Origin of the sequence: Streptomyces sp. NPDC012827, assembly GCF_042900905.1 — a bacterium.
Lineage (GTDB): Bacteria > Actinomycetota > Actinomycetes > Streptomycetales > Streptomycetaceae > Streptomyces > Streptomyces gulbargensis.
The window spans coordinates 302,845-327,579 of sequence record NZ_JBIBBY010000009.1; the positions used below are offsets into that span (position 1 = coordinate 302,845).

The window sequence follows — 24,735 nt, forward strand, 5'->3', positions numbered from 1 at the left end:
GGACCGACGGCCCGGTCAGCCGTCCGCGAGGACGACGGCCGACTCGCCCGGCAGCCGCAGCACCCCGTCCGCGCCCGGCGCCGACACCCGGCCCCAGGCGGCGAGCACCCGGTCGCGGCCGTCGGAGCCGAGCGGGATCCCGGCCGCCTCACGGCCCAGGTTCACGGCCACCCGCAGGTCGCCCCGCCGGAAGACCAGCCACCGCGCGTCCTCGTCGAAGGCCACCTTCACACCGGCCAGATCCGGATCGGTCAGGTCGGGCTGGGTGCGGCGCAGGGCGATCAGCTCCCGGTGCCAGGCGAGCAGCCGCCGGTGCGGGTCCCGTTCGCGTTCGGAGCGGTCGAGGACCGAGCGGTCCCGGGTCGCCGGGTCCTGCGGGTCGGGCACCTCGTCCTCGGCCCAGCCGTGCGCCGCGAACTCCCGTCGCCGCCCCTTCCGTACGGCCTCGGCGAGCTCCGGGTCGGTGTGGTCGGTGAAGTACTGCCACGGCGTGGACGCCCCCCACTCCTCGCCCATGAACAGCATCGGCACCGAGGGACCCGTCAGGACCAGCGCCGCCGCGCAGGCCAGCAGCCCGGGGGAGAGGGAGGCGGAGAGCCGGTCCCCGACCGCCCGGTTGCCGATCTGGTCGTGGGTCTGCGCGTAGCCGAGGAAACGGTGGGCGGGGGTGCGCTCCCGGTCCACCGGCCGCCCGTGGTGACGGCCCCGGAAGGCCGAGTAGGTGCCGTCGTGGAAGAAGACGTGGGTGAGGGTCTTCGCGAGCGCCGCCATCGGGGCGCGGGCGAAGTCGGCGTAGTAGCCCTGCGACTCCCCGGTGAGGGCGGTGTGCAGGGCGTGATGGAAGTCGTCGTTCCACTGGGCGTGCAGGCCGAGGCCGCCGAGCGGGCGCGGGGCCGTGGTGCGCGGGTCGCACAGGTCCGACTCGGCGATGAGGAAGTGCTGCCGGCCCTGCTCCTCCGCCAGCGCGTCGACCGCCTCCGACAGCTCCTCCAGGAAGTGCAGGGCCCGGGTGTCGGCGAGCGCGTGCACCGCGTCCAGCCGCAGCCCGTCGATCCGGTAGTCCTGCAGCCAGGCGAGCGCGCTGCCCAGGAAGTACGCCCGGACCTCGTCCGATCCCGGCGCGTCCAGGTTCACCGCGGCGCCCCACGGGGTGTGGTGGGTGTCGGTGAAGTACGGCCCGAAGACGGGGAGATGGTTGCCGGACGGCCCCAGGTGGTTGTGGACCACGTCGAGGACGACGCCCATCCCGAGGCCGTGCGCCGTGTCCACGAACCGCTTGAGCGCCTCGGGGCCGCCGTACGGCTCGTGGACGGCCCACGGCGCCACCCCGTCGTACCCCCAGCCCCGCACCCCGGGGAACGGGCACAGCGGCATCAGCTCCACATGGGTGATGCCGAGGCCCGCCAGCTCGCCGAGGCGCTCCGCCGCCGCGTCGAGGGTTCCCTCCGGGGTGTAGGTGCCGACGTGCAGCTCGTAGAGGACGGCGCCGCGCAGCCCCAGGCGCGGTGCCTCGTGCCGCCAGGCGTACGCCGCGTGGTCGACGACGGCGGCGAGGCCCTCGGGACCGTCGGGCAGCCGCCGGGCGCGCGGGTCGGGCAGGACGGGGCCGCCGTCGAGGGCGAAGCCGTACCGGTCGCCGTCCCCGGCGGGCACCACCCCGGTCCACCAGCCGTCCCGTTCGGCGTCCCGGCCGAGGGCGTGGCGGGAGCCGTTCAGCTCCAGCGTCACCCGGTCACGGGCGTGCGGCGCCCACACCTCGAACAGCACCTGCCGGTCCCTTCGTCGACGGAGTGCGGATCAGCGAACGACTACCGTCCCCATCCTGGCAGTCAGGACGGCGACGCGCCCGGCGCGTCCCACACGTGGTTGACCGCGTGCTGGAACGCCACGTAGCCCGCGCGGGCGAACGCGGCGGCCATCGGGACGTTGCCGAGGTCCGTGGCGGCGCGGATGCGGGGCACGCCGGCGGCGGCCAGGACGCGGGTTCCCTCCGCCAGGACGTCGTCGATGTACCCGTGCCCCCGGTGGGCGGGCAGGACGCCGATGTACGCGATCGTGTGGTGGTAGTTGTTCCGCGCGGGGACGACGAAGCCGACCGGCTCGCCGCTCCCCGGCAGCTCGGCGACCCGCCACCAGTCGCGCGGGGAGGCGTACTGCGCGAGTTCCTCGTCGTAGTGCTGCTCCGCCGCCTCGCGCGGGGTGAGGCCCGAGGCGAGGTCGGCCCGCCCGTGCGCGTCGAGCGTGCCCTCCATCACGGCGGTCATCAGGCCCACGAGGTCCTCCCGGTCGCGCACCGGCCGGAACGCCAGGCGGCCCGTCGGTTCGGCCACCGGCGTCCCCGGCAGCCACTCCAGGCGCAGCCGCTCCACCAGCGGGCGGGCCCCCGACCGCTCCAGGACGCCGAACAGCGTCTCGAGCCGGGCGCGGGTCTCCGGGACCTCCCGCCAGTCGGCCGGCAGGAACCGCCCGAACTCGGGGCGCGGCGCACCCGCCGGGATCACCGCGGCCGTCGCCGTCTCCAGGAGCCGCAGGCCGATGTCGGCGCGCTCCTCCTCCGGGAGCTCCGGGTCGAGGTCGAAGAAGTCGAGCGTGAACGGCTCCCCGCCGGCCTTGTGCGTCCACCAGGACAGCCGGCCGACGAGCCGCTCACCGCGCAGGGCCACCCACATCCACCGCGGGACACGGCGGCCGGTGGCGAGGTCGTCGGCGAGCTCGTCGTCGAGCGTGTAGGTCAGGCGAAGGAAGAGTCCGAGCTCTTCCGGTCCGGTGAGCGGGCGTATGACGAGTGCGTCGGGCACGTGGGTGGTCCCCCAGGGTCGCATCGGGTCGAGCCGGCCGACCGTAGCAGTGATCTCGGAGCGGACGACACGTCTTTTCCCCGGCACCGGACGCGTGCGCGGGCGCCCTCGCACCGAGCCGCCGGGCCTGCCCGCGACCGGCCCGGTCCCGCGGGCACCGCCCCGTCCCGGGCCGTCCGTACCGGCCCTTCTGGACACTCCGGGGCCGACGGGCCGACAATCAGGCCCGTGACGACCCCTTTCGAGCTCCCGGCGAACTCCCCTCGGCTCTCCGACGCCGAGCGGGATCGGGCGCTGATGCTGCTCCGCGAGGGCGCCGCGCAGGGTCGGCTCTCGCACGACACCTTCCTGTTCCGGATGGAGCGCGCGCTCGCGGCCCGCGGCCCGGACGAACTCGACCTGCTCACCGCGGATCTGCGGGGCGAGGGCGCGTGGACCCGGCGGGTCGTCGGGGCGGTCGAGAAGATGTCGGCGTTCACGGCGCGGCTGCGGCGGGCCTGGGCGGCCGAGCGGCTGCCGAAGCTGCTGCTGCCCCACCCCGGTCCGCACCCGCTGCGCATCGGCCGCGACCCCGTCAACGGGCTGCGGCTGAGCCACGAGACGGCCTCCCGGCTGCACGCCGAACTGTCGATGCGGAGCGGGATGTGGGTGCTGCGCGACCTCGGCTCCACCAACGGCACCACGGTCAACGGACGCCGGGTGACCGGTGCCGTCGTGGTCCGGGCCGGTGACGTGGTCGGCTTCGGTGAGATGACGTTCCGGCTCTCGCTCGACTGACCCGCGGGAAGGGCGCCGTCCCCACCCCCGCGCTTCATCCGTTCGGCGGTACGCGGCGCGCGGCGCCGGACGGCCGGTGATGAGGTGGGGAGACGCGTGCCACGTCCGTCGGCCGCGGTACCCACAGCCCACCGACAGGGGACGCGATGAACGAGGCGCCGAACCGCGATGCGGACCACGGGATACCGGAGTACGAGACCCCCCGCCCCGAGAGGCCGGACCACCCCTCACGGGGGGCCGGCGGTGACCCCTGGCGGCGGCTGACCCCGATGACACCGGCGGTCCGCCCCGCCGCGCGGCCCGTCGCCCCGGTCCCCGGCCGGGTCAGGACCACCGCCCCGGCCGCCGCCGCGCCGGAGGCGCGGACCGTCGCCCCGAGCCCGTTCGACCCGGGCGCGGCGCACGACCCGCACCCCGTCCACCGCGTCCTGCGCGAGCGGTTCCCGCTCACCTACGACCCGCTCCTGCGGGCCTGGGTCCTCAGCCGGTACGCCGACGTGGCCACGGCCCTCACCGACGCCCGCTTCACCCACGGCCACCGGCCCGGCGACCCGCCCTGCGCCCGGGCGCACGTGGACGTCGACGTGGGGGAGCTGCGGTCCGTCGCCGAGCGCACCGCGCACGTCCTCGCCCGCCGGCTCGCCGACCGCGCGCAGGCCGACCTGGTCGCCGACTTCTGCCACTGGCTGCCCGCCGGGACCGTCGCCGCCGCCGTCGGCATCCCGTACCGGGACATGATGCGGCTCGTGCGGGGCCGGGCCGCCGGGACGCTCGCGGGCGAGTGCGGCGGCCAGATCGCCGTACGCGAGAAGGCGCTCGCCTCCTTCCTCGGCAACGTGCTCGCCGACCCCGAGCAGGCCGCCGCACTCCGCGACGCCCCCGCCGGCCTGGTCGCCCGCGCCTGGAACGAGTCCCTGCGCCGGGACCCGCCCGTCCAGATCGCGGTCCGCCGCACCCGCGCCGAGGTGCCGGTCAGCGGCGGTGTCCTCCCGGCCGGCGCGTCCGTCGCCCTGCTCATCGGTTCGGCGGGCCGCGATCCGGAACGCTTCCGCGCGCCCGACCGCTTCGACCCGCTGCGCGACGACGCCGACCAGCTCACGTACGGCAAGGGCTTCTGCCCGGCGGTCCTGCTCGCCGGCTTCGAGGCGGAGTACGCCCTGCGGGCGCTGTTCACGGCCATGCCCCGGCTGCGTCTCGCCGACGGGTTCCGCCCCACGCCCACGGGCCTGATCACCCGCGCCCCCCGGAGCCTGATCGTCCGTCCGCGCGGCTGAGCCGGGACGGGGCCCCGCCCACCGCTGCTAGGGTGACGTGCGCTCGTCAAGCGAGCCCATATCCATACCACTTTCAACGGGGATTGAAACGTGAAGATTCGTCATGTCCGCGCGCTCGCCGTCTTCGGCATCGCGCTCGTCGCCCTGACCGGTGCCCGGGGCTCCGGCGGCGGAGGCTGCGACAACAGCAGCGGCTCCAGCAGCTCCAGCAGCTCCAGCAGCTCCAGCAGCGGTTCCGGCGGCAGCGGCAGCCACGACGACAGCGGCTCCAGCGGTTCCGGCAGCACCGGCGGCTCCGTCCCCGGCACCGGCGGCACCGCCGACAAGGCGGCCCGTGACGTGACGATCGACACGTGCCGGTACGAGCCGTCCCGCAAGGAGCTCGTCGGCCGGATCACCGTCAAGAACGACGGCTCCCTCGACCGCACGTACAGCGTCACGATGAAGTTCACCGGCAGCGGCGCCACCTCGGCGACCGCGTTCAAGTCGGGCATCGCCGTCGCGGCGGGCGCCTCCGCGAGCGCCGAGGTGTCCACCCCCTACTTCGGCAGCGGCGACGGCTCCGAGTACACCAAGTGCGAGGTCACGCGGGCCAGCCGCTACTGACCGGCGCCCCGGGGGGACGTGGACCCGGTCCCGTCCCCCCGGGTCCGTCTCCGGCGCGCTCACTCGCGGATCCGCGCGAGCAGCGCCACCGGCCGCTCCGCGAACAGCTCCGCCGCCTTCGTCTCGGAGGCGGGGCCGCCCGTGAACTCCCTGACGCCGTCCAGGACGTCCTCCCACCGGCCCTCCGGCAGGACCAGCTCCGTGTCCTGCCAGCCCCCCGCCCGCGCCAGCCGCAGCGGGAGCCGCGTCACCGCCGTGACGACCTCCCCGCCACGGGCGAAGGCCAGACAGTGCGCCGCCGCCGGGCCCTCCGCCGTCAGCGGCGTGTACGAGCCGGCCGCACCGAAGACCTCGGGCCGCTCCCGCCGCAAGCGCAGCGCCGCCCGTACCAGGGCCGTCTTCTCGTCGTCGGGACCGGCCGCGAACGGCTCCCGGTTGTCGGGGTCCACCAGCGCCCGGTACTCCCGCTCCGTGTTCTGGTACAGCTCCGGCACCCCCGGCATCGTCAGCTGCGCCAGCGCCGCCCCCAGCCGGTGCGCCCGGATGTGCGGCTCCAGGGCGAAGGCCGCCTCCGAGGCCGCCCGCAGCGGGATGCGCCCGGGGCCCGCCGCCACGAACTCAGCCACCGCCCGCTCGTAGGCCGGGTCCGGCTCCGTCCAGCTGGTCCGCAGCCCCGCCTCCCGTACCGCCTTCAGCACGGCGGCCGTCAGCCGCTCCGGGTCCGGCGTGCCGAAGCCGAAGGCGGTCTGCCAGGCCGTCCACGCCACGTGCGGATCGGGGGCCGGAACCCCGGAGACCTCCTCCAGGAGCGACGCCCATTCACCCGGGCACTGGGCGAGGACCGCGATCCCGGCCCGTACGTCCGCGCTGCGTTTGGTGTCGTGCGTGGAGAGCACCGTGCCGGTGTCCGGCCAGTCCCGGGCGATCCGCCCGCACCAGGCGTGGAACTCGTCCGGCGACACGGCGGGCAGGCCCGGTTCGCCGCCCACCTCGTTGGCCGAGAGCAGCGGCGCGTACCGGTAGAAGGCCCTGTCCTCCACGGACTTGGCCCGCAGCGCGGAGGAGGTCTGCGCGAACCGGGCCCGGAACGCCCGGTGGTCCGGCCCGTCGCCGAGCGTCCCGAGGGCGAGCGCCCGCACGGTGTCGACGGCCGAGGCCTCCTCCGCCACCGCGAACGCGGCCTTCGCGCCCCGCGCCGCCTCCGGTGTCAGGACCTCCTCGCCGCCGGTCCGGTAGGTCCGGTAGACGGGGACGCGCACCAGCAGTTCCCGGATCGCGGTGCGCAGCGCCCAGGGCGCGTGGTCCCGCAGCGCCGGATCGGCGGCGCAGATCCGCTCCGCGAGCCGGGTCAGCGCGGCCGTCTCGGCGGCCAGGTCGTGCCCCACCACCTCGTACGCGGCCCGGTGCGCCGTCGCCTCCCACCGCCCGCCCCGGTCGCCGGTGCTGCCGGTGAACGCCCGGTAGAGCGAGGCCAGTTCCTCCGCGCCGTCGGGGTCGGTGAAGACGCCGTCGATCCGGCGCAGCGCGTCGTACCCGGTGGTGCCCGCCACGGGCCAGGCCGCCGGCAGCGCCTCCTCGCCGGTGAGGATCTTCTCCACCACCGTCCAGCACCGCCCGCCGGTCGCCTCCGCCAGGTCCTCCAGGTAGCCCTGGGGGTCGGCGAGTCCGTCCGGGTGGTCGATGCGCAGGCCGTCGATCACCCCGTCCCGCACGAGCTCCACGATCTTCGCGTGGGTCTCCGTGAACACCACCGGGTCCTCCACGCGCACCCCGATCAGGTCCGAGACGGTGAAGAAGCGCCGGTAGTTGAGCTCGGTGCGGGCCAGCCGCCACCAGCAGAGCCGGTACCACTGGGCGTCGAGCAGCTCCTCCAGCGGCAGCTCCTCCGTGCCGGCCCGCAGCGGGAACTCCTGCCCGTCCAGGCGCAGCGTCCCGCCCTCCACCCGCATCCGGTCCCGGACCTCCGGCAGCCGGGCCGGCAGCACCGGGAGCAGCAGACGCCCGCCGCCCGCCGTCCAGTCGATGTCGAACCAGCGGGCGTACGGCGAGTCCGGGCCCTCCCGGAGCACCGCGCGCAGCGGCCGGTTGTGCGCCGGCGAGGCGGCCATGTGGTTGGGCACCAGGTCCACGACGATCCCGAGGCCGTGCGCCCGCGCGGTCGCCGCGAGCGCCCGCAGCCCGGCCTCGCCGCCGAGTTCGGCCCGGACCGACCGGTGGTCGGTGACGTCGTAACCGTGGGTGGAGCCGGGCACGGCCTCCAGGACGGGGGAGAGGTGCAGGTGGGAGATGCCGAGCCCGGCCAGGTGCGGCACGGCCCGCTCGGCGGCGGCGAACGGGAAGCCGGGCTGGAGCTGGAGCCGGTAGGTGGCGGTCGGCGGGGTGCACGGGGCGGTACGGACCGGGTTGGGCGTCATGCGAACGTACGTACCCCGTGGCGGGGCTTCCGTGTCATCGCCCCATGCGCCCGATCGGGTGAAGCGCGTTAGGTTCGCCCGATGCTGCGGATGTATCGCGACACGTTCTCGCTGCTCGGGCCGGTGCTCCCGGCACTCTCCTTCCTCGGCCGGCTGCCCACCGCCATGTGCCAGCTGGGCAGCCTGCTCCTGGTCGCCGAGACCAGCGGCTCGCTGGCCACGGCCGGCCTCGCGGGCGGCGCCCTGGCCGCCGGGCAGACCGTCGCGGGCCCCGTGGTGGGCCGGCTCGCCGACCGGTACGGGCAGCGCGGCATCGTCCTCACCGCCTCCCTCGCCAACGCGGTCGCCGTCACCGCCCTCGTCCTCGCCGCGCTCGCCCAGGCCCCCACCGCCGCCCTGATGGGCCTCGGCGCGCTCGCCGGGGCCACCGTCCCGCAGGTCGGGCCGCTCGCCCGGACCCGCTCGGTGGCCCTCGCCCGCCGCGGCGGCGCCGGTGACCGCACCGTCGGGGCGGTCCTCTCCTTCGAGGGGACCCTCGACGAGGTGTCGTTCGTGCTCGGCCCGGCCCTGGTGGGCCTCGCCGCCGCGCTCGCCCACCCGGCGGCCGCGCTGTCGGCCGCCGCGGTCCTGCTCGCCGTCTGCGGCTCGGCCTTCGCCCTGCACCCCTCGGCCCGCGCGACCGCCCCCGGGCCCGCCGCGCGCACCACCCGAAAGGGTGCCGCCGAACGGACGCGGCTGCCGCGGAGCGCGTACGCGCTCCGGGTGACGATGGTCCTCCAGGGCGCCATGTTCGGCGCCTCCCAGGCCGGGATCACGGCCCTCACCGAGCGGCTCGGCGCTCCCGCCCAGGCGGGCCTCGTGTACGCGGCGATGGGCGTGATGAGCGCCGCCGTCGGACTGTCCATGGCGGCCGTTCCCGCCCGGATCGGGCTGGTCACCCGGTGGCGTGCCGCCACCGCCGCGCTGGTCGCCCTCTCCGTACCGCTGCTGTTCGCCGGCTCGCTCGGCGCCCTGTACGCGGTCGTCGTCGTCCTCGGTGCCGCCTACGCGCCGCACCTCATCACGGTCTTCGGGCTCACCGAACGGACCGTGCCCGCCGCCCGGCTCGCCGAGTCCATGGCCTTCCTCACCAGCGGGATCGTCGGCGGTCAGGCCCTCGCCCTCGCCGTGTCCGGGCGCCTCGCCGAGGGCCACGGCGCCCCCGCCGCCTTCGCGGTGGCGGTGGGGGCGGCCGTGGCCTGCGCGGTGCTGTCCTGGACGGTACGGGCCGGTGTCCCGGAGCCCTCCGTCAGGCAGGGCGCCGCAGCACCGTCATGCTGAGCGGCGCGAGCGTCACCCGCTCCCCGCCCGACAGCTCCGGCCCCTCCTGCGGGGGCATGCCCTCGGGGTCGGAGGTGTCCACCACCGTCCGCCAGTACCGGCCGTGGCTGTCCGGGACGGTGAACTCCAGCTCCTGCGCCGAGGCGTTGAACATCAGGAGGAAGGAGTCGTCGGAGATCCGCTCGCCCTGCGGCCCCGGCTCGGAGATGGCCTGGCCGTTGAGGAAGACCGTCAGCGCCTGCGCGTGCGCCGCCTGCCAGTCCCGCGAGGTCATCTCCTCGCCCTCCGGCGTGAACCAGGCGATGTCGGTGAGCTCGTCGTGCGTGCCCTCCACCGGCCGGCCGTGGAAGAAGCGGCGGCGCCGGAAGACCGGGTGCTCGCGGCGCAGCCGGACCATCGCCCGGGTGAAGCGGAGCAGGGTGCCCTCCGCGTCGCCGTCCCCCTTCGGCCAGCGCACCCAGGAGACCTCGTTGTCCTGGCAGTACGCGTTGTTGTTGCCGTTCTGCGTCCGGCCGAACTCGTCGCCGTGACTGAGCATCGGCACGCCCTGCGAGAGCATCAGCGTGGCGAGGAAGTTCCGCATCTGCCGGGCCCGCAGCTCGTTGATGCCGACGTCGTCGGTCTCGCCCTCGGCGCCGCAGTTCCACGACCGGTTGTGGCTCTCGCCGTCCCGGTTGCCCTCGCCGTTGGCCTCGTTGTGCTTCTCGTTGTACGACACCAGGTCGCGCAGGGTGAAGCCGTCGTGGCAGGTCACGAAGTTGACCGAGGCCAGCGGCCGGCGCCCGTCGTCCTGGTACAGGTCGGAGGAGCCGGTGAGCCGGGAGGCGAACTCGGCCAGGGTGCGCGGTTCGCCCCGCCACAGGTCCCGGACGCAGTCCCGGTACTTGCCGTTCCACTCCGTCCACAGCGGCGGGAAGTTGCCCACCTGGTAGCCGCCCTCGCCCACGTCCCACGGTTCGGCGATCAGCTTGACCTGGCTCACCACCGGGTCCTGCTGCACCAGGTCGAAGAAGGACGACAGCCGGTCCACCTCGTGGAACTGCCGGGCCAGGGTCGCCGCCAGGTCGAAGCGGAAACCGTCGACGTGCATCTCGGTCACCCAGTACCGCAGACTGTCCATGATCATCTGAAGGACGTGCGGCGAGCGCATCAGCAGCGAGTTGCCGGTGCCGGTGGTGTCGTAGTAGTAGCGCGGGTCGTCACCGAGCCGGTAGTACGAGGGGTTGTCCAGGCCCCGGAAGGAGAGCGTCGGGCCCAGGTGGTTGCCCTCGGCGGTGTGGTTGTAGACCACGTCGAGGATGACCTCGATGCCCGCCTGGTGCAGCGCGCGGACCGCCGACTTGAACTCCAGCACCTGCTGGCCCCGGTCGCCCCAGGACGCGTAGGCGTTGTGGGGGGCGAAGAAGCCGATCGTGTTGTAACCCCAGTAGTTCGACAGGCCCGCGTCCACCAGCCGGTGGTCGTTGACGAACTGGTGCACCGGCATCAGTTCCAGGGCCGTCACGCCCAGCTCCTTCAGGTGCCCGATCACGGCCGGGTGGGCGAGGCCCGCGTACGTACCGCGCAGTTCCTCCGGCAGCTCCGGGTGCAGCATCGTCAGGCCCTTCACATGGGCCTCGTAGATCACCGTGTGGTGGTACTCGGTGCGCGGACGGCGGTCGTCACCCCAGTCGAAGTACGGGTTGACGACGACGGAGGTCATCGTGTGCGGGGCCGAGTCCAGGTCGTTGCGCGCGTCCGGCCGCCCGAAGGGGTACCCGTACACCGCCTCGCCCCAGCTGATCTGCCCCGACACCGCCCGCGCGTACGGGTCGAGCAGCAGCTTCGCCGCGTTGCAGCGCAGCCCCTGCTCCGGCTCGTACGGGCCGTGGACGCGGAAGCCGTACCGCTGACCCGGCATCACGCCCGGCAGATAGGCGTGCCGCACGAACGCGTCGCTCTCGCGCAGCTCGACCGCCGTCTCCGAACCGTCGTCATGGATCAGGCACAACTCGATTCTGTGCGCGGCCTCCGAGAAGACCGCGAAGTTGGTTCCCGCTCCGTCGTACGTGGCGCCCAGGGGATACGCCCGTCCCGGCCAGACCTGCATGAATGCGACTCTTCCTCTTCTGTCCGGATACAGGGGATGTTCCTCGGCCAGATCCTGCCCGAAAAGCGGGCAACCTCCTAGGACTTCGCCCCGTCCTACCGGGTGACCGAAGACCGAGCGGGGGGAAGAGGGGGAAGTGTGTACGAAATAGCGCGCCGCCACCTGGGGAAGGTGGTGGCCGGAGCGGCGATGGCGGTGACGGGAACCGCCGTCGCGGTGGCCATCGGCATGCCGGGCACGGCGGGGGCCGACGACACGCCGAGCGGCCGGGGCGCCACGGCCGCCACCGGCCCGGCGGGACAGGTGACGGGCACCGGGAACGGCGCGGCCGGCACCGCTGAAGGGGCCGGGGCGGCCGACGCGGCGGGGACGGCGCGGACCGACGCGGGGGCGCAGGGCGCCGCCACCGCGCCGCCGCCCGCGAGCGTGGCGCCGCCGGCGCCCGAGGGGGCGAAGGGGGTGGGCACCGACCCGCTCACCGACGACGAGCTGGCCCGGGCCGAGACGCTGGCGCTGACCCCGCCCGGCACCGCCGCCCGGCAGAACGCCGACGGCGGCCGGGGACCGCAGCACCTGGCCACCGAACTCGCCGACCCGCTGCCCGGCGAGGGCGAGACCGGCCCGGCACCGCGCCGCGCCCAGGTCCGCTTCTACGACTACGCGCGCGACGAACTCCTCACGCGCACCGTCAACCTCGACACCGGCAAGGTCGAGCGCACCGGCGTCCAGCGCGGCGTCCAGCCCTCCGCCCACCCCGAGGAACTGCGCGAAGCCCTCGAACTCATCCTCGCGAGCCCGCTGGGCAAGGGCGTCAAGGAGGACTACAAGGACGCCACCGGCAAGGAGCTCACCACCACCGGCCAGCTCTGGTTCAACGGCGACGTCTACCGCACCTACCGCGAGGCGAACGTGCCCGCCCAGCTCGCCCGCTGCGGCGAACACCGCTGCGTCCGGCTGGTCACCAAGGTCCGCAACGGGGCCTGGATCGACACCCGGAACCTGATCGTCGACCTCTCCGCCAGGACCGTCGTCCGCGTCGGCTGACCACCGCCGCCCGGCCCTGCCGCCTTCACGACCCGTACGAGGGAGTACGCCCGCATGTCCACCCAGCCACACCGGCGCGCCCGCACCCGGGGCGCCGTCCTCACCGCCGCCGCCGTCCTCGGCGCCGCCACGGCCACCGCCGGGCCCGCCACCAGCGCCGGCGCCGCGCCCACGCCGCCCCCCACGACCGGCAACCGCTCCGTCCACGCCGACTGCTCGGCCGCCTACCGCATCACCCAGAAGCTCGACGGCGGCGCCGTCTGGCGCATGTGCTGGCGCTACAGCACCGACGCCGGACTGATCCTCGACAAGGTCACGTACCAGCCGCCCGGCGCCGAGGCCCCCGTCAGGGTCCTCAAGACCGCCCGGCTCGCCCAGATCCACGTCCCCTACGACGACGGCGGCGCCGAGTACGACGACCTCACCGGCGCCGGCTTCGGCTGGGGCCTGCAGGAGCTCAAGCCCGCCGAATGCCCGGGCGGCACCCTCACCACCGTCAAGGTCCCGGACCTCGGCCAGGTCAAGGGCCTGTGCACCACCACCCGGGCCCGCGGACACGCCTACCGCATGGCCAGCGACGGCGGCGGCAAGGTCTGGCAGGCCCAGGCCAAGGACCTGCTCGTCTACACCGTCAACAAGGTCGGCTGGTACGAGTACATCTCCGAGTGGCGCTTCTCCTCCGACGGCACCATCGGGGCCAACGTGGGTGCCACCGGCAGCCTCTCGCCCGTCGACTACAACGCCACCGACGGCCGCGGCTGGCCCATCGGCAAGGGCGCCCGCTCCTACGCCACCAGCCACGCCCACAACGTCTTCTGGAAGCTCGACTTCGGCCTCGACGGCGCCAAGGACCGCATCGAGCAGTTCGACTCCACCGTCACCGCGCCGCCCGCCGGCGGCGGTGGCCCCACCGTGAAGACCAAGCGCACCCCCGTCACCAAGGAACTCGCCGGGGACGCGAAGAACATGCGCTGGTGGCGCGTGGTCAGCGGCACCGGCAAGAACGCCGACGGCCACGCCCGCTCGTACGAGATCGTCCCCGGTCACACCGACACCCACGCCGGGCGCGGCTTCACCCGGCACGACGTCTACTTCACCCAGGCCCGGGCCTGCGAGCAGTTCGCGAGCAACAACATCGGTGACTGCGGGCCGCGCGGCGGCGACAGCGTCGACAAGTGGGTCAACGGCGAGACGCTCACCACACCGTCCGTGTGGGTCAACATCGGGTTCCACCACATCGCCCGGGACGAGGACCAGCAGCCCATGCCGGTCCACTGGCAGGGTTTCCAGCTCGCGCCCCGGGACGTAACCGCTATGAATCCGCTCACTCCGTCCGAACTCGCCTCCCAGAACGGTCAGCCCGATCTGGGGAGTTGAGCAAGCAGCCTGTCGATCCTGCTGCACCGCCTCCCGCTCCCGGAGTACCCTTCCTTGATCGTTGACGGATGTGCACAGACGGGCGTCCAGGAGCAGAAGGCGGTGCGTGGGTGAGCTCGGGAGGCCGGGAGCTGCCCCCAGGGGACGCGGGTCACGAAGGGGGGCCCGCGGACCCCGCGGAGGCGCCCCCGGGAGCGGACGCCCCACCGGGGACGGCCGTACCCCCCGGCACGGTGCCGGTCGCCCGGCCCGTGGAGATCGGGGCGGAACTCGACTGGGGGGCCGAGGCCTGGAGCGAGGTGCGCACCCGCGCCCAGCGCGCCGGCCGCGCCTACATCTGGCTGAACCTGGTCGAGCAGCGCATGCGGGCCGTGGTCGCGGCCGTGCTCCGGCCCGTGTACGAACCCGTGCACGGCGAGGAGTGGGTGGTGGCCGCGGCCGGTCCGGCCGGACAGGAATGGGTCCAGCGGGCCGCCGCCGTGCGCGAGGTCTCGCGCCGCAAGGGCTATCTGCTCGACCCGGCCGACGACAACGTGCTCAGCTTCCTCACGCTGCCGCAGCTGCGCGAACTGATGGTGCAGCACTGGCCCTGCTTCGAGCCCTACTTCGACGACCGGCGCGAGGTCGAACTGGCCCTGGACGAGCTGGAGGTCACGCGCAACGTCGTCTCCCGCAACCGGGCCCTGTCGCTGACCGTCCTCGCCCAGTCCGAGCGGGCCTCCGCCCGCCTCCTGGAGATCCTCGGCAGCGGGGCGGGCGTCCCGTCCGCCGACCGGCTGCCGGTGGACGCCGTCGAGGACCTCGTCGGCGACCGGTACGCCGACGTGGTCTCCGTCCACCCCGACCGGGTCCGGCTCCAGCGGCAGCTGCCCGCCGAGGACCTCTTCGGCGGCGCCCGCCGCCTCGACGCCACCGGCATAGGCCTGAACCTGCTCGTGCAGAACTTCTCCGGGCGCCGCATGGTCCGGCTCGCCGAGTCCGGCTGCCGCATACGGCTTCTCTTCCTCAACCCGGCCAGCAGCGCCGTCAAGCGGCGCGAGCGGGAACTCGGCCTCAAGAAGGGCGAGCTCAGCCGCTCGGTCGAGATGAACATCCTGCACATGCGCCGGGTCCGCTCCAAGCTCCGCGACCCGGGCGCCTTCCAGATCCACGTCTTCGACGAGACGCCCCGCTTCACCGCCTACCTCGTGGACGGCGACGGCCCGGACGGCGTCGGCGTCGTCCAGTCCTACCTGCGCCGGGCCCGCGGCATGGAAGCGCCGGTGCTCGTGCTCCGGGGCGGCGGCCGGAACGTGGTGCGCCAGGGGCAGCGCGACCCGCACGGCGAACACGGACTTTTCGAGACGTACCGGGAGGAGTTCGAGGCGGTGTGGCTCGACTCCCGGCCGGTCTCCTGAACCCGTTGTCAGTGGCGCGTGCGAGGGTGGTCAGCACCACGGGGGAGATCACGTAAGGAGGACCCGATGGCTTGGCACGGCGAGACGCTGGTCGGCTTCGACCTGGAGACGACCGGCACCGACCCGCTGGAGGCCCGGATCGTCACGGCCTCGGTCGTCGAGGTCGACGGCGGCGGCCGGATCACGCACCGGCGGGACTGGCTCGCCGACCCGGGCATCCGCATCCCGGCGCAGGCCTCCGCCATTCACGGCATCAGCACCGAGCGCGCCGCCGCCGAGGGCCGGCCCGTGCGGGAGGTCGCCGACGAACTCGCGCGCACCCTCACCGGCTACTGGGAGAAGGGCGTGCCGGTCGTGGCGTACAACGCCTCCTTCGACCTCACCCTGCTCGCCGCCGAACTGCGCCGCCACGCGCTGCCGTCCCTGAGCGAGCGGCTCGGCGGCGCCGGCATCGGACCCGTCGTCGACCCGTACACCATCGACCGGGCCGTCGACCGCTACCGGCGCGGCAAGCGGACCCTGGAAGCGGTCTGTGGCGAGTACGGCGTGGTGCTCGAATCCGCCCACGACGCCGCCGCCGACGCCCTCGCGGCCGTCCGGGTCGCCGTCGCGATAGCCGGCCGGCACGCCGAGGTCGCCGCTCTGGACCCGGCCGAGCTCCACGCCCGACAGATCACCTGGTACCGCGCCTGGGCCGAGGACTTCCAGGCCTTCCTGCGCCGCAAGGGCGAGACGGACGCCGTCGTCGACCCGGTGTGGCCCCTGCGCGGCGCCACGGCCGTGGTGGGCTGAGAGCACGGACCTCAGTCGTCCGCGTGCTGCCCGAGGAAGTCGAGCAGCAGCGTGTTGATCCGCTCCGGCTGTTCGAGCTGGAGCCAGTGCCCCGCACCTTCCACGCGCTCGTACCGCCAGTCGCCGGACACGTGCTTGCCGGTGTCCGTCATCTGCCGCTCGGTGAGGAAACGGTCGCCGCTGGACCAGATGCCCAGCACCGGAACCGGCGCGGGCAGCGGCGGCAGCGGACGCTCCGGACCGAACTGCGCCTCCGGAGGCATGCCCGCCCGGTAGATGTTCAGCGCGGCCGTCAGGGCGCCCGGCGCCCGCAGCGGTTCGAGCACCGCCTCCGCGTCCGGGTGTTCGCCCAGCATCTCCCGCAGCTGCGCGAAGTCGTCCCGGGAGAGCCACTCCTCGGACAGCCCGGCCAGCTGGAACAGCAGCATGTACCAGGAGCGCTGCCGCTGCTCCCAGCCCGCGTCACGGATCGCCGCCACGTGACCCACCGACAGCAGGCTCAGGCTCCGCACCTTCTCCGGCGCGGCCTGCGTCATGCCCTGGACGATGCCCGAACCCCAGTCGTGGCCGACCAGATGCACCCGGTCCAGGCCCATCCGGGCCAGGAGTTCGAGCAGGTCGCCGACGTGCTTCGCCGGGTGGTACGCCTCCGGGTCGCCCCCGGGCCGGTCCGAGTCGCCGAAGCCGCGCAGGGTCGGGGCGATCGTCATGAACCCCGCCGCCGACAGCGCCGGCACCTGGTGGCGCCAGAGGGCGTGGCTGTCCGGGAAGCCGTGCACGAGCACCACGGCAGGGCCCTCACCGCGCACCTCCACGTCCAGCGTGGCGTCCGAGAGTTCCATCCGCATCACAAGACCCCGTTCCCCACGATAGGTTCGGTTCACCCGGGATCATGATGTCAGAAGGGGTACCAGCGGACCTCCGCGTCACCGCCGCGCAGCGAGGCCACCCGCCGCTCGAACTCGGCCAGCGCCTTCGGATTCGACGGCGCGTGCTGCGCCACCCAGGCACAGCTCGCGGTCTCCCGCGCCCCGCGCAGCACCGCACAGCCCTCCCACTCCCGCACGTCCCAGCCGTACGCCTCGGTGAAGGCGTCGTACGCGGCCGGGTCCAGGCCGTACCGGTCCCGGGACAGCGCCAGGACCACCAGATCGTGCTCGCGCAGGTCCGAGGAGAAGGTCTCCAGATCCACCAGGACCGGACCGTCCGGGCCCACGTGCACGTTCCGCGGCAGGGCGTCGCCGTGGATCGGGCCCGGCGTCAGACGCGGCACCAGGGCGGCCGCCGCCGGGGCGAAGGAGTCCCGGCGCTCCCGCAGGAACGCCGCGTCCGCCGGGTCGATCGCGTCCCCCGCCAGACGCAGCCACCGCTCCACCCCGCCCAGCAGCTCCCGGCGCGGCAGCGCCGGCACCTCCGGCTCCGGCAGCGCGTGCACCGCCCGCAGCAGCGGGGCCAGATCGCGCGGCTCGGCCGGCCGGACCGCCTCCGGCAGCCGGTGCCAGAGCGTGACCGGATGCCCCCCGGCCATCAGCGGCCTCTCCTCCGCCGGACGGACCGCCGGCACGCCCGCGGAGGCCAGCCACGAGGCGAGCGCCAGCTCCCGCTCCGCCCGCCCGAGCAGCTCCGCGTCCCGGCCGACCTTCGCCACCAGGCCGCCCACGGCGAAGACCGCGTTCTCGCCCAGGGCCAGCAGCCGTGCCTCCGCGGCCGGCAGCCCCGCCGCGGCCAGCACCTCCCGGGCCCGCGCCTCGTCCATCGACCTCTCCCTCCACCACGCTTTCGCGCCAAAGTCTGCCATCCGCGCAGCTCACCCCGCCCGCCGCCTTGACGGGCCGGCAGGCCGTCAGCACCATGGCGGGGTTCTGGACGGCGGCGACGGCGGACGGGGGTCGGATCGTGAGCTCGGTGACCGCGACGAAGCGGCCGGGCGGGACGCGGACCCCGCGCACCGCGCGGACGGCACGGCCCCGCGGCCCGGACCCCGGCGCCTGGTTCCTCGTCCTCCCCGCCCTGCTGCCGATCCTCGTCCTCAGCGTCGGCCCGCTCCTGTACGGCCTCGCCCTCGCCTTCACCGACGCCCAGTCCGGCCGCACCCGGGCCACCCGCTGGATCGGCACCCTCAACTTCCAGGACCTCCTGCACGACACCCTCTTCTGGGAGTCCTTCCGCATCGGCCTGCTCTGGGCCGTCGGCGTCACCGTGCCCCAGTTCCTGCTGGCCCTCGGCCTCGCCCTCCTGCTCGACCAGAACCTCCGCTTCCGCCCGCTCGCCCGCGCCCTCGCCATCGTGCCCTGGGCGATGCCCGAGGTCGTCGTCGGCATCATGTGGCGGCTCGTCTACAACCCGGACGCCGGCATCCTCAACGAGACCCTCCGCGACCTCGGCCTCGGCCGGGGCCACGACTGGCTCTCCGGCCTCGCCACCGCCCTGCCCGCCGTGATCGTCGTCGGCGTCTGGGCGGGCATGCCGCAGACCACCGTCACCCTCCTCGCCGGACTGCAGAACACCCCCAGGGAACTCCACGAGGCCGCCGCCCTCGACGGCGCCGGAGCCTGGCGCCGCTTCCGCACCGTCACCTGGCCCGCCCTGCGGCCCGTGGCGCTCGCCGTGACCGCCCTCAACCTCATCTGGAACTTCAACTCCTTCGCCCTGGTCTACGTGCTGACCAGCGGCGGGCCGGGCGGCCGGACCCGGCTCCCGATGCTCTTCGCCTACGAGGAGGCCTTCCGCTACGGCCAGTTCGGCTACGCCGCCGCGATGGGCTGCGTGATGGTCGCCGCCGTCTCCGTCCTCATCGCCCTCTCCCTCGTCCGGCGGCTGAAAGGGGACCAGGACCGGTGAGCGCCTTCCGCACCGGCCGGCCCGCGCGGCTCGGCCAGTACCTCGCCCTCCTCGCCTATCTGGCCTTCCTCGCCTTCCCGTTCCTGTGGCTGGTCTCCACCGCCTTCAAACCCGCCCCCGAACTGGCCTCGCTCCACCCCACCTGGATCCCGCGGGAACCGACCCTCGCCCACTTCCGTCAGGCCTTCGCCGAGCAGCCCCTGCTGCGGGCCGCCGGCAACAGCCTCGCCGCGGCGCTCGCCGCCGCCCTGATCGCCGTGGCCGTCGCCACCCCCCTCGCCTACGTCACCGCCCGGCGGCGGGGGAAGCTCGCCGCCGCGGCCACCGGCTGGGTCGTGATCAGCCAGGCCTTCCCCTTCGTCCTGGTGATCATCCCGCTCTTTCTCGTCCTCAAGCGGCTGCATCTGATCAACAGCCTCGCCGGACTCGTCCTCGTGTACGTCGTCTGGTCGCTTCCCTTCGCGCTCTGGATGCTCATGGGGTACGTCCGGGCCGTCCCCGCCGAACTGGAGGAGGCCGCCGCCGTCGACGGCGCCGGCCGGCTCCGCACCCTCGTCTCCGTCACCGCCCCGCTGCTCGCCCCGGGGATCGTCGCCACCGCCCTCTTCGCCTTCGTCACCGCCTGGAACGAGTTCTTCTTCGCGCTCGTCCTGCTCAAGACCCCGGAGAAACAGACGCTGCCGGTCGTCCTCACCCACTTCCTCGGCGCCGAGGGCGTCGCCGACCTCGGCCCGCTGGCCGCCGCCGCCTTCCTCGCCACCCTGCCCTCCCTCGTCGTCTTCGCCCTCCTCCAGCGGCGGATCACCGGCGGCGTCCTCGCCGGGGCGGTGAAGTCATGAGCCGCGCCCGCCTCCTCGCCGCCGTCCTCACCGCGCTCGCGCTCCTTCTGACCGGCTGCGCCGGCGGCGGCGGCGAACGCCGCGCCGACGGCATCGTCCGGCTCCGCTTCCAGTCCCTCGCCTGGCAGAAGGAGTCGGTCGACGCCACCAAACGGCTGGTCGCGGAGTGGAACGCCCGCCACCCGGACGTCCAGGTCGAGTACGTCCAGGGCAGCTGGGACTCCGTCCACGACCAGCTCCTCACCTCCTTCGAGGGCGGCGAGGCGCCCGACATCATCCACGACGCCTCCGACGACCTGGCCGACTTCGCCCACGGCGGCCACCTCGCCGACCTCCGCCCGCTGCTCCCGGAGCGGCTGCGCGCCGACGTCCCCGCCCGGAGCTGGGAGACCACCACCTTCGGGGAGGGCGTGTACGGGGTGCCCTTCCTCCAGGAGCCGCGCGTCCTCATCGCCAACCGGAAGATCCTCCAGGCCTCCGGCGTCCGCGTCCCGACCCCCCGGGCGCCGTGGAGCTGGGCCGAGTTCCGGCAGGTCGCCCGCCAGCTGACCCGCGCCATGGGCCCCGGCCGCCACGCGGTGGCCTGGCCCCTGCGCGAGCCCGTCTCCGTCAGCCTCAACCTCGGCCTCTCGGCCGGCGGCAGGCTGTTCCACCGGGAGCCGGACGGCCGGGTCACCCTCCGGTTCACCGAGGCCGACGCCGTGGTCCCCGGTACGGTCCGCGCCCAGGTGGTGGAGGACGGCAGCGCACCCCGTACGACGCTGGGCAGCGGCGGCTCCGACACGCTCCCCGGCTTCTTCGTCGGCAGGTACGCCATGGTGCCCCTCGGCTTCGCCTACCGGCAGCAGATCGTCCAGCAGGCCCCCGAGGGCTTCGAGTGGACCGTCCTGCCCGCCCCCGCGGGCAGCGGCGGCCTCGCCCAGGGCGTCTCCCCGCAGACCCTGTCGATCGCCGCCGACAGTCCGTACAAGAAGGAGGCGGCAGCCTTCCTCGACTTCCTGCTCCAGCCACGCAACATGGTCCTCCTCGCCCGGGGCGACTGGATGCTGCCCACCGGCACCGCCGCCCTCGCCGACCCGTCCCTCCGCACGGAACGGGACGGCTGGGCGACCGGGGCCGCCCTCGCCGCCCATCTGCGGCCGGCGCCCGCGCCGTCCGTGCGGGGCTACCCGGAGTGGAAGGACAAGGTCGCGACCCCGGCCCTCCAGGAGTTCTACAGCGGCGCCATCGACATGGCCGAACTCCGCAGGCGTCTGGTCGAGGACGGGAACCGGGTGCTCGCGCGCTACCAGCGGAGGTGAGGTTCGTCCGTATGTGCCCGCTTCGCCATCTTCCGCATTACGAAACCTTGTTGAATAAGTCACAGATGAGTGAAGGGTCTTCTCCGGGGGCCCGCGATCGGACAGTGTTCGAACCGGCCATCGTGCCGCCCCCCACGAGGCGCGATGGCCTTCTAAGGTGAGTGCCATGACGACCACGTACGCGGCTCTGCTGCGCGGCATCAACGTGAGCGGGCACCGCAAGGTGCCGATGGCCGAGCTGCGCGCCCTGCTCGAAGGGCTCGGGTACCGGGACGTCCGCACCCACCTCCAGAGCGGGAACGCCGTGTTCACCACGGACGCCCCCGCCGCCGAGGACGCGCTCACCGCCGCCCTGGAGGAGGCGATCGAGGCCCGCTTCGGCTTCCGCGTCGACTGCCTCGTCCGCGACGGCGCCTACCTCGCCGCCGTGGCCGAGAACTGCCCCTTCGACGCCGCCGGCCTGGAGGGCAAGCAGCTGCACGCCGTCTACGCCTCCGGGCCCCTGCACCAGGAACGGTTCGCCGCGCTCGACCCGGAGGCCTTCCGGCCCGAGGCCTTCGCCCTCGGCGACCGCGTCCTCTACCTGCACACACCCGGCGGGCTCGGCACCTCCCGGCTCGCCGACGCCGTGCTGCGCCCCGCCCTCCTCAAGGGCCTCGTCACGACCGCCCGGAACTGGAACACCGTACGGAAACTGGTGGAGATGACCGGCGGCGCCTGACCGGCGAATGGCCCAGGCCCGAGGCCGCCGATTGGCCCCCTGGACCCGGCCACCGGCTGGATAGGGTGGCCGGTATGACCACCACCGAGACCCCGGGGACGTCCGCGTCCCGTCCCACCGTCGACTTCTTCTTCGACCCCGCCTGCCCCTTCGCCTGGATCACCTCCCGCTGGATCCTGGAGGTCGAGCGGCACCGGGACATCGACCTCCGCTTCCGCGTCATGAGCCTCTACTTCCACAACGAGGGCAACGACCTCCCCGAGGACTACCGCGCCCTGGTCGACGCCTCCCTCGGTCCCGTCCGCGTGGCCGTCGCCGCCGCCGACCAGTACGGCGACAAGGTTCTGCGTCCCCTCTACACCGCCTACGGCACCCGCATCCACGAGGCCGGGCGCAAGGACTACGACGCCGTCGTCGCGGAGGCCCTCGCCGAGGTCGGGCTGGCCGCCGAACTGGCCGACGCCGCCCACGACCCCGCGTACGACGAGGCGGTCCGCCGCAGCCACGAGGCCGGACACGACCCGGCGACCGGCGCCTACGTCGGCACGCCCACGATCCACGTCGACGGCACGGCCTGGTTCGGCCCCGTCCTGCGGGCGATCCCGCGCGGCGAGCGGGCGGCCGAACTCTTCGACGCCTTCCGCGTCCTCGCCGGCCACCCCGACCTCTTCGAGCTCAAGCGGACCCGCACCGGCGGCCTCGACTTCAGCTGACCGCCACCAGCGCCCGCCCGGCCGCCGCCTCCTCGTACCGCTCCACGAGCAGCCGGGCCACCTCGGGGGAGGGGCCGAGCACGTCCGCGAGGACATCGGCCCCGCCCGCGCCCGCAGCGATCCGGTCCGGGAGCCGGCCGGGGGCGAGCACGTACGGGGCGACGGCCACCCGCCGGACGCCCTCCTCGGCCCGCAGGGCCCGTACCGCGTCCTCGGTCCGGGGCAGGGATGCGGAGGCGAACGCGGGCCGCACGGAGCACCAACCGGTGCGCCGCAGCTCCCGCGCCGTTTCTGCGATCACCGCGATCGCCTCCGGGTCGGTGGAGCCCGCCGAGGCCAGGACGACCCCGGTCGCGCTCTTGTCGCCGGGCGTGAGCCCGGCCTCGTACAGCCGCCGCTCCACCGCCGCGATCAGCAGCGGCGAGGGACCGAGCACCTCCGCCTGCCGGACGCGCAGCGCGGGAGGCGCCTGCCGCAGGACCGCCGGGATGTCGGCCTTCGCGTGGAAGGCCCGGGTCAGCAGCAGCGGCAGCGCCACCACGTCCCGGACCCCCTCGGCGGCCAGCCGCTCCAGGACCCCCGGCACGGACGGCAGGGTGAAGTCCAGGAACGCCGTCTCCACGCGCAGCCCGGGCCGCAGCGCCCGGGCCCGGCGGACCAGGGCGTCGACGGTCGCCGCGTGCCGCGGGTCACGGCTCCCGTGGGCGACGACGAGGAGGACAGGGCGGTTCACGGCGGGGATCAGCCCTTCGCGAGCAGACCGCGGCGGCGCAGCACCGTGCGCTCCAGCGGGCTGAAGACGAGCAGGTCCACGGCGATGCCGACGACGAGGATCAGGATGATCGCCAGGAAGATGCCCGGCATGTCGAAGTCGTTGCGGCCGTTCTCCAGGAGCTGGCCGAGACCGAGGCCCAGCTCGGGCGAGGAGGCGATGATCTCGGCGGCCATCAGCGACCGCCAGGAGAACGCCCACCCCTGCTTGAGGCCCGCGAGGTAACCGGGCAGCGCGGCCGGCATCACGATGAACCAGGCGCCCCTGAGCCCGGTCGCGCCGAGCGTCCGCCCGGCCCGCAGGAACAGCGGCGGGACCTGGTCCACGCCCGACACCAGGCCGTTGGCGATCGACGGCACGGCGCCGAGCAGGATCACCGCGTACATCATGCTGTCGTTCAGACCGAGCCAGAGGACCGCCGGCGCCACCCAGGCCACCGAGGGCAGCGACTGGAGGCCCGAGAGGATCGGACCGATCGCCGCCCGCACGAACCGCACCCGGGCGACCAGCAGTCCGAGGGGGGTGCCGATCGCGAGGGCGAGCAGGAAGCCGAGCAGGGCCCGGGAGACGCTCGTCCACAGGACGTCGAGGAGAGTCCCCTCCAGCCACATCCTGGACAGGCTGTCCCAGACGGCGGACGGCGCGGGGAGCTTGTAGGCGTCGGTGACCTCGGCCCACACCAGCACCTGCCACACGACCAGGACGAGGGCGACGGCGAGGACGGGCGGGAGGACCTTCTTCGTCAGGACCTCGGTCACCGGTGTCCGGCTGATCTGCACGCTGTCGAGCGCGTCGAGGCCCGCCTCGAGCCCGGCGAGGTCGTCGGCCTTCGGGGACTTCGCGGTCTTCGCGGTCGTCTCAGTGCTGGCCATGACGGCGGATCTCCCCACGCAGGTGTTCGGTGATTTCGAGGGACAGCTCGGCGACGGCGGCGTCCTCGATGCGGCGCGGCTGCGGGATGTCGATGGTCCACTCCCGGGCGATCCGCCCCGGCCGCGAGGACAGCAGCACCACGCGCTCGGCCAGCCGCACGGCCTCGCGCACGTTGTGGGTCACGAACAGCACCGACAGCTTCGTCTCCCGCCAGATGCGGGTCAGCTCGTCGTGCAGCACGTCCCGGGTGATGGCGTCGAGCGCGGCGAACGGCTCGTCCATCAGGAGCAGGTCACTGGCCTGGGCCAGGGCGCGGGCCAGGGCCACCCGCTGCCGCATGCCGCCGGACAGTTCGTGGACCCGCTTGCCGTACGAGCCGGAGAGCCGCACCAGTTCGAGCAGCCGCTCGGCCTCCGGGCGCCGCTCCGCCTTGGGCACCCCGCGCAGCCGCAGGGCCAGTTCGATGTTCTTGCCCGCGGTCAGCCACGGGAAGAGGGCGTGCTCCTGGAACATCAGGGCCGGCCGGCCGCCGGGGGTCTCGATGGACCCCGCGGACGGCCGGTCGAGCCCGGCGACCAGGTTGAGCAGTGTGGACTTGCCGCAGCCCGAGGCACCCAGGAGGGTGACGAACTCGCCGGGGGCGACATCGAGCGAGATGTCGTCGAGGACGAGCTGCCCACCGGTGGAGCCACCGAAGGACTTCGAGACGTGCGCGATGCGCGCGGCGTGGCCGGCCGCCTCGGCACGGTCCTCGGCCTTGGCGAGCGTGGTGGTCGTGGCCATGGTC

General features: G+C 74.2%; 22 protein-coding genes. 13 read left to right on the plus strand and 9 right to left on the minus strand.

From position 1 onward, the window contains the following. Window positions 1-15: 15 nt before the first annotated feature. Together treZ and ACFY60_RS21470 are read right to left on the minus strand one after the other, a co-directional pair. Window positions 16-1,767, minus strand: a complete 1,752-nt coding sequence (gene treZ / locus ACFY60_RS21465) for a malto-oligosyltrehalose trehalohydrolase (protein ID WP_388612482.1) — start codon at window positions 1,765-1,767, stop codon at window positions 16-18. A 62-nt stretch (window positions 1,768-1,829) separates the two neighbouring features. Beyond that, window positions 1,830-2,798, minus strand: coding sequence for a GNAT family N-acetyltransferase (locus tag ACFY60_RS21470; protein WP_388612484.1), 969 nt, complete (start codon window positions 2,796-2,798; stop codon window positions 1,830-1,832). Window positions 2,799-3,026: 228 nt separating this feature from the next. On the opposite strand from ACFY60_RS21470, the gene ACFY60_RS21475 reads away from it, so the two are divergent. The 3 genes from ACFY60_RS21475 to ACFY60_RS21485 all read left to right on the plus strand — a co-directional run bounded on the left by ACFY60_RS21475 (window position 3,027) and on the right by ACFY60_RS21485 (window position 5,455). Next, window positions 3,027-3,575 (plus strand): FHA domain-containing protein, encoded by a 549-nt coding sequence (locus ACFY60_RS21475; RefSeq protein ID WP_388612486.1) that lies wholly within the window; start codon window positions 3,027-3,029, stop codon window positions 3,573-3,575. Between the two features lie 146 nt (window positions 3,576-3,721). Then, window positions 3,722-4,849: a cytochrome P450 gene (locus ACFY60_RS21480; protein ID WP_388612488.1), complete on the plus strand. Its 1,128-nt coding sequence runs from the start codon at window positions 3,722-3,724 to the stop codon at window positions 4,847-4,849. A gap of 90 nt (window positions 4,850-4,939) precedes the next feature. Continuing rightward, window positions 4,940-5,455: a hypothetical protein gene (locus ACFY60_RS21485; protein WP_388612489.1), complete on the plus strand. Its 516-nt coding sequence runs from the start codon at window positions 4,940-4,942 to the stop codon at window positions 5,453-5,455. A gap of 59 nt (window positions 5,456-5,514) precedes the next feature. Here the strand turns inward: ACFY60_RS21485 and treY are convergent, their stop codons facing one another. Continuing rightward, entirely contained in the window at window positions 5,515-7,869 is a 2,355-nt protein-coding gene (gene treY, locus ACFY60_RS21490) for a malto-oligosyltrehalose synthase (protein WP_388612491.1), read from the minus strand. Window positions 7,870-7,959: 90 nt separating this feature from the next. On the opposite strand from treY, the gene ACFY60_RS21495 reads away from it, so the two are divergent. Next, complete coding sequence (locus ACFY60_RS21495) at window positions 7,960-9,189, plus strand: MFS transporter (protein WP_388612597.1); 1,230 nt, start codon at window positions 7,960-7,962, stop codon at window positions 9,187-9,189. On the opposite strand, the gene glgX is transcribed toward ACFY60_RS21495, so the two are convergent. Further along, a complete protein-coding gene (gene glgX / locus ACFY60_RS21500) occupies window positions 9,158-11,278 on the minus strand; it encodes a glycogen debranching protein GlgX (protein WP_388612493.1) in 2,121 nt (706 codons plus the stop codon). The two genes, ACFY60_RS21495 and glgX, sit on opposite strands and share 32 nt — an antisense overlap. A 138-nt stretch (window positions 11,279-11,416) precedes the next feature. Here glgX and ACFY60_RS21505 point away from each other — a divergent pair, with 138 nt between their 5' ends. The 4 genes from ACFY60_RS21505 (at window position 11,417) to ACFY60_RS21520 (ending at window position 15,888) form a co-directional block, all read left to right on the plus strand. Then, window positions 11,417-12,322 (plus strand): Tat pathway signal sequence domain protein, encoded by a 906-nt coding sequence (locus tag ACFY60_RS21505; RefSeq protein ID WP_388612495.1) that lies wholly within the window; start codon window positions 11,417-11,419, stop codon window positions 12,320-12,322. A gap of 54 nt (window positions 12,323-12,376) precedes the next feature. Further along, complete coding sequence (locus ACFY60_RS21510) at window positions 12,377-13,699, plus strand: copper amine oxidase (protein ID WP_388612497.1); 1,323 nt, start codon at window positions 12,377-12,379, stop codon at window positions 13,697-13,699. A gap of 110 nt (window positions 13,700-13,809) precedes the next feature. Continuing rightward, on the plus strand, window positions 13,810-15,096 hold the full coding sequence (locus ACFY60_RS21515; RefSeq protein ID WP_388612499.1) for an SAV2148 family HEPN domain-containing protein: 1,287 nt from the start codon (window positions 13,810-13,812) through the stop codon (window positions 15,094-15,096). Between the two features lie 66 nt (window positions 15,097-15,162). Continuing rightward, window positions 15,163-15,888, plus strand: a complete 726-nt coding sequence (locus ACFY60_RS21520; protein ID WP_388612501.1) for a 3'-5' exonuclease — start codon at window positions 15,163-15,165, stop codon at window positions 15,886-15,888. 11 nt (window positions 15,889-15,899) lie between these two features. On the opposite strand, the gene ACFY60_RS21525 is transcribed toward ACFY60_RS21520, so the two are convergent. Both ACFY60_RS21525 and ACFY60_RS21530 read right to left on the minus strand, forming a co-directional pair. Further along, window positions 15,900-16,730 carry an alpha/beta fold hydrolase gene (locus ACFY60_RS21525; RefSeq protein ID WP_388612502.1) on the minus strand — a complete coding sequence of 277 codons (831 nt, stop codon included), beginning with the start codon at window positions 16,728-16,730 and terminating at the stop codon, window positions 15,900-15,902. 56 nt (window positions 16,731-16,786) lie between these two features. Further along, window positions 16,787-17,644 (minus strand): phosphotransferase enzyme family protein, encoded by an 858-nt coding sequence (locus tag ACFY60_RS21530; protein ID WP_388612504.1) that lies wholly within the window; start codon window positions 17,642-17,644, stop codon window positions 16,787-16,789. A 140-nt stretch (window positions 17,645-17,784) separates the two neighbouring features. Here ACFY60_RS21530 and ACFY60_RS21535 point away from each other — a divergent pair, with 140 nt between their 5' ends. From ACFY60_RS21535 to ACFY60_RS21555, 5 genes are all read left to right on the plus strand, one after another. Beyond that, window positions 17,785-18,729 (plus strand): carbohydrate ABC transporter permease, encoded by a 945-nt coding sequence (locus ACFY60_RS21535; RefSeq protein ID WP_388612505.1) that lies wholly within the window; start codon window positions 17,785-17,787, stop codon window positions 18,727-18,729. Then, window positions 18,726-19,568, plus strand: coding sequence for a carbohydrate ABC transporter permease (locus ACFY60_RS21540; protein WP_388612507.1), 843 nt, complete (start codon window positions 18,726-18,728; stop codon window positions 19,566-19,568). Before ACFY60_RS21535 ends, ACFY60_RS21540 begins: the two co-directional genes overlap by 4 nt. Then, complete coding sequence (locus tag ACFY60_RS21545) at window positions 19,565-20,869, plus strand: ABC transporter substrate-binding protein (protein ID WP_388612509.1); 1,305 nt, start codon at window positions 19,565-19,567, stop codon at window positions 20,867-20,869. Before ACFY60_RS21540 ends, ACFY60_RS21545 begins: the two co-directional genes overlap by 4 nt. 166 nt (window positions 20,870-21,035) lie before the next feature. Then, window positions 21,036-21,590, plus strand: a complete 555-nt coding sequence (locus ACFY60_RS21550) for a DUF1697 domain-containing protein (RefSeq protein WP_388612511.1) — start codon at window positions 21,036-21,038, stop codon at window positions 21,588-21,590. Window positions 21,591-21,664: 74 nt separating this feature from the next. After that, entirely contained in the window at window positions 21,665-22,303 is a 639-nt protein-coding gene (locus ACFY60_RS21555) for a DsbA family protein (protein ID WP_388612512.1), read from the plus strand. Here the strand turns inward: ACFY60_RS21555 and ACFY60_RS21560 are convergent. From ACFY60_RS21560 to ACFY60_RS21570, 3 genes are read right to left on the minus strand one after another with little or no spacing between them, the layout of a single operon-like run. Continuing rightward, window positions 22,296-23,036, minus strand: coding sequence for a sirohydrochlorin chelatase (locus ACFY60_RS21560; protein WP_388612513.1), 741 nt, complete (start codon window positions 23,034-23,036; stop codon window positions 22,296-22,298). The genes ACFY60_RS21555 and ACFY60_RS21560 overlap by 8 nt on opposite strands. 8 nt (window positions 23,037-23,044) lie before the next feature. Further along, on the minus strand, window positions 23,045-23,947 hold the full coding sequence (locus ACFY60_RS21565) for an ABC transporter permease subunit (RefSeq protein ID WP_309051774.1): 903 nt from the start codon (window positions 23,945-23,947) through the stop codon (window positions 23,045-23,047). Next, complete coding sequence (locus ACFY60_RS21570) at window positions 23,934-24,731, minus strand: ABC transporter ATP-binding protein (RefSeq protein ID WP_309056639.1); 798 nt, start codon at window positions 24,729-24,731, stop codon at window positions 23,934-23,936. The genes ACFY60_RS21565 and ACFY60_RS21570 overlap by 14 nt, the downstream gene beginning before the upstream one ends. Between the last annotated feature and the right edge of the window lie 4 nt (window positions 24,732-24,735).

Bases quoted from the DNA above. Each gene is read 5' to 3' on its own strand.
- ACFY60_RS21480 (WP_388612488.1), top strand. From the start codon at position 3,722: ATGAACGAGGCGCCGAACCGCGATGCGGACCACGGGATACCGGAGTAC.
- treY (WP_388612491.1), bottom strand. From the start codon at position 7,869: ATGACGCCCAACCCGGTCCGTACCGCCCCGTGCACCCCGCCGACCGCC.
- ACFY60_RS21495 (WP_388612597.1), top strand. From the start codon at position 7,960: ATGTATCGCGACACGTTCTCGCTGCTCGGGCCGGTGCTCCCGGCACTC.
- glgX (WP_388612493.1), bottom strand. From the start codon at position 11,278: ATGCAGGTCTGGCCGGGACGGGCGTATCCCCTGGGCGCCACGTACGAC.
- ACFY60_RS21510 (WP_388612497.1), top strand. From the start codon at position 12,377: ATGTCCACCCAGCCACACCGGCGCGCCCGCACCCGGGGCGCCGTCCTC.
- ACFY60_RS21520 (WP_388612501.1), top strand. From the start codon at position 15,163: ATGGCTTGGCACGGCGAGACGCTGGTCGGCTTCGACCTGGAGACGACC.
- ACFY60_RS21525 (WP_388612502.1), bottom strand. From the start codon at position 16,730: ATGGAACTCTCGGACGCCACGCTGGACGTGGAGGTGCGCGGTGAGGGC.
- ACFY60_RS21530 (WP_388612504.1), bottom strand. From the start codon at position 17,644: ATGGACGAGGCGCGGGCCCGGGAGGTGCTGGCCGCGGCGGGGCTGCCG.
- ACFY60_RS21545 (WP_388612509.1), top strand. From the start codon at position 19,565: ATGAGCCGCGCCCGCCTCCTCGCCGCCGTCCTCACCGCGCTCGCGCTC.
- ACFY60_RS21550 (WP_388612511.1), top strand. From the start codon at position 21,036: ATGACGACCACGTACGCGGCTCTGCTGCGCGGCATCAACGTGAGCGGG.
- ACFY60_RS21555 (WP_388612512.1), top strand. From the start codon at position 21,665: ATGACCACCACCGAGACCCCGGGGACGTCCGCGTCCCGTCCCACCGTC.
- ACFY60_RS21565 (WP_309051774.1), bottom strand. From the start codon at position 23,947: ATGGCCAGCACTGAGACGACCGCGAAGACCGCGAAGTCCCCGAAGGCC.
- ACFY60_RS21570 (WP_309056639.1), bottom strand. From the start codon at position 24,731: ATGGCCACGACCACCACGCTCGCCAAGGCCGAGGACCGTGCCGAGGCG.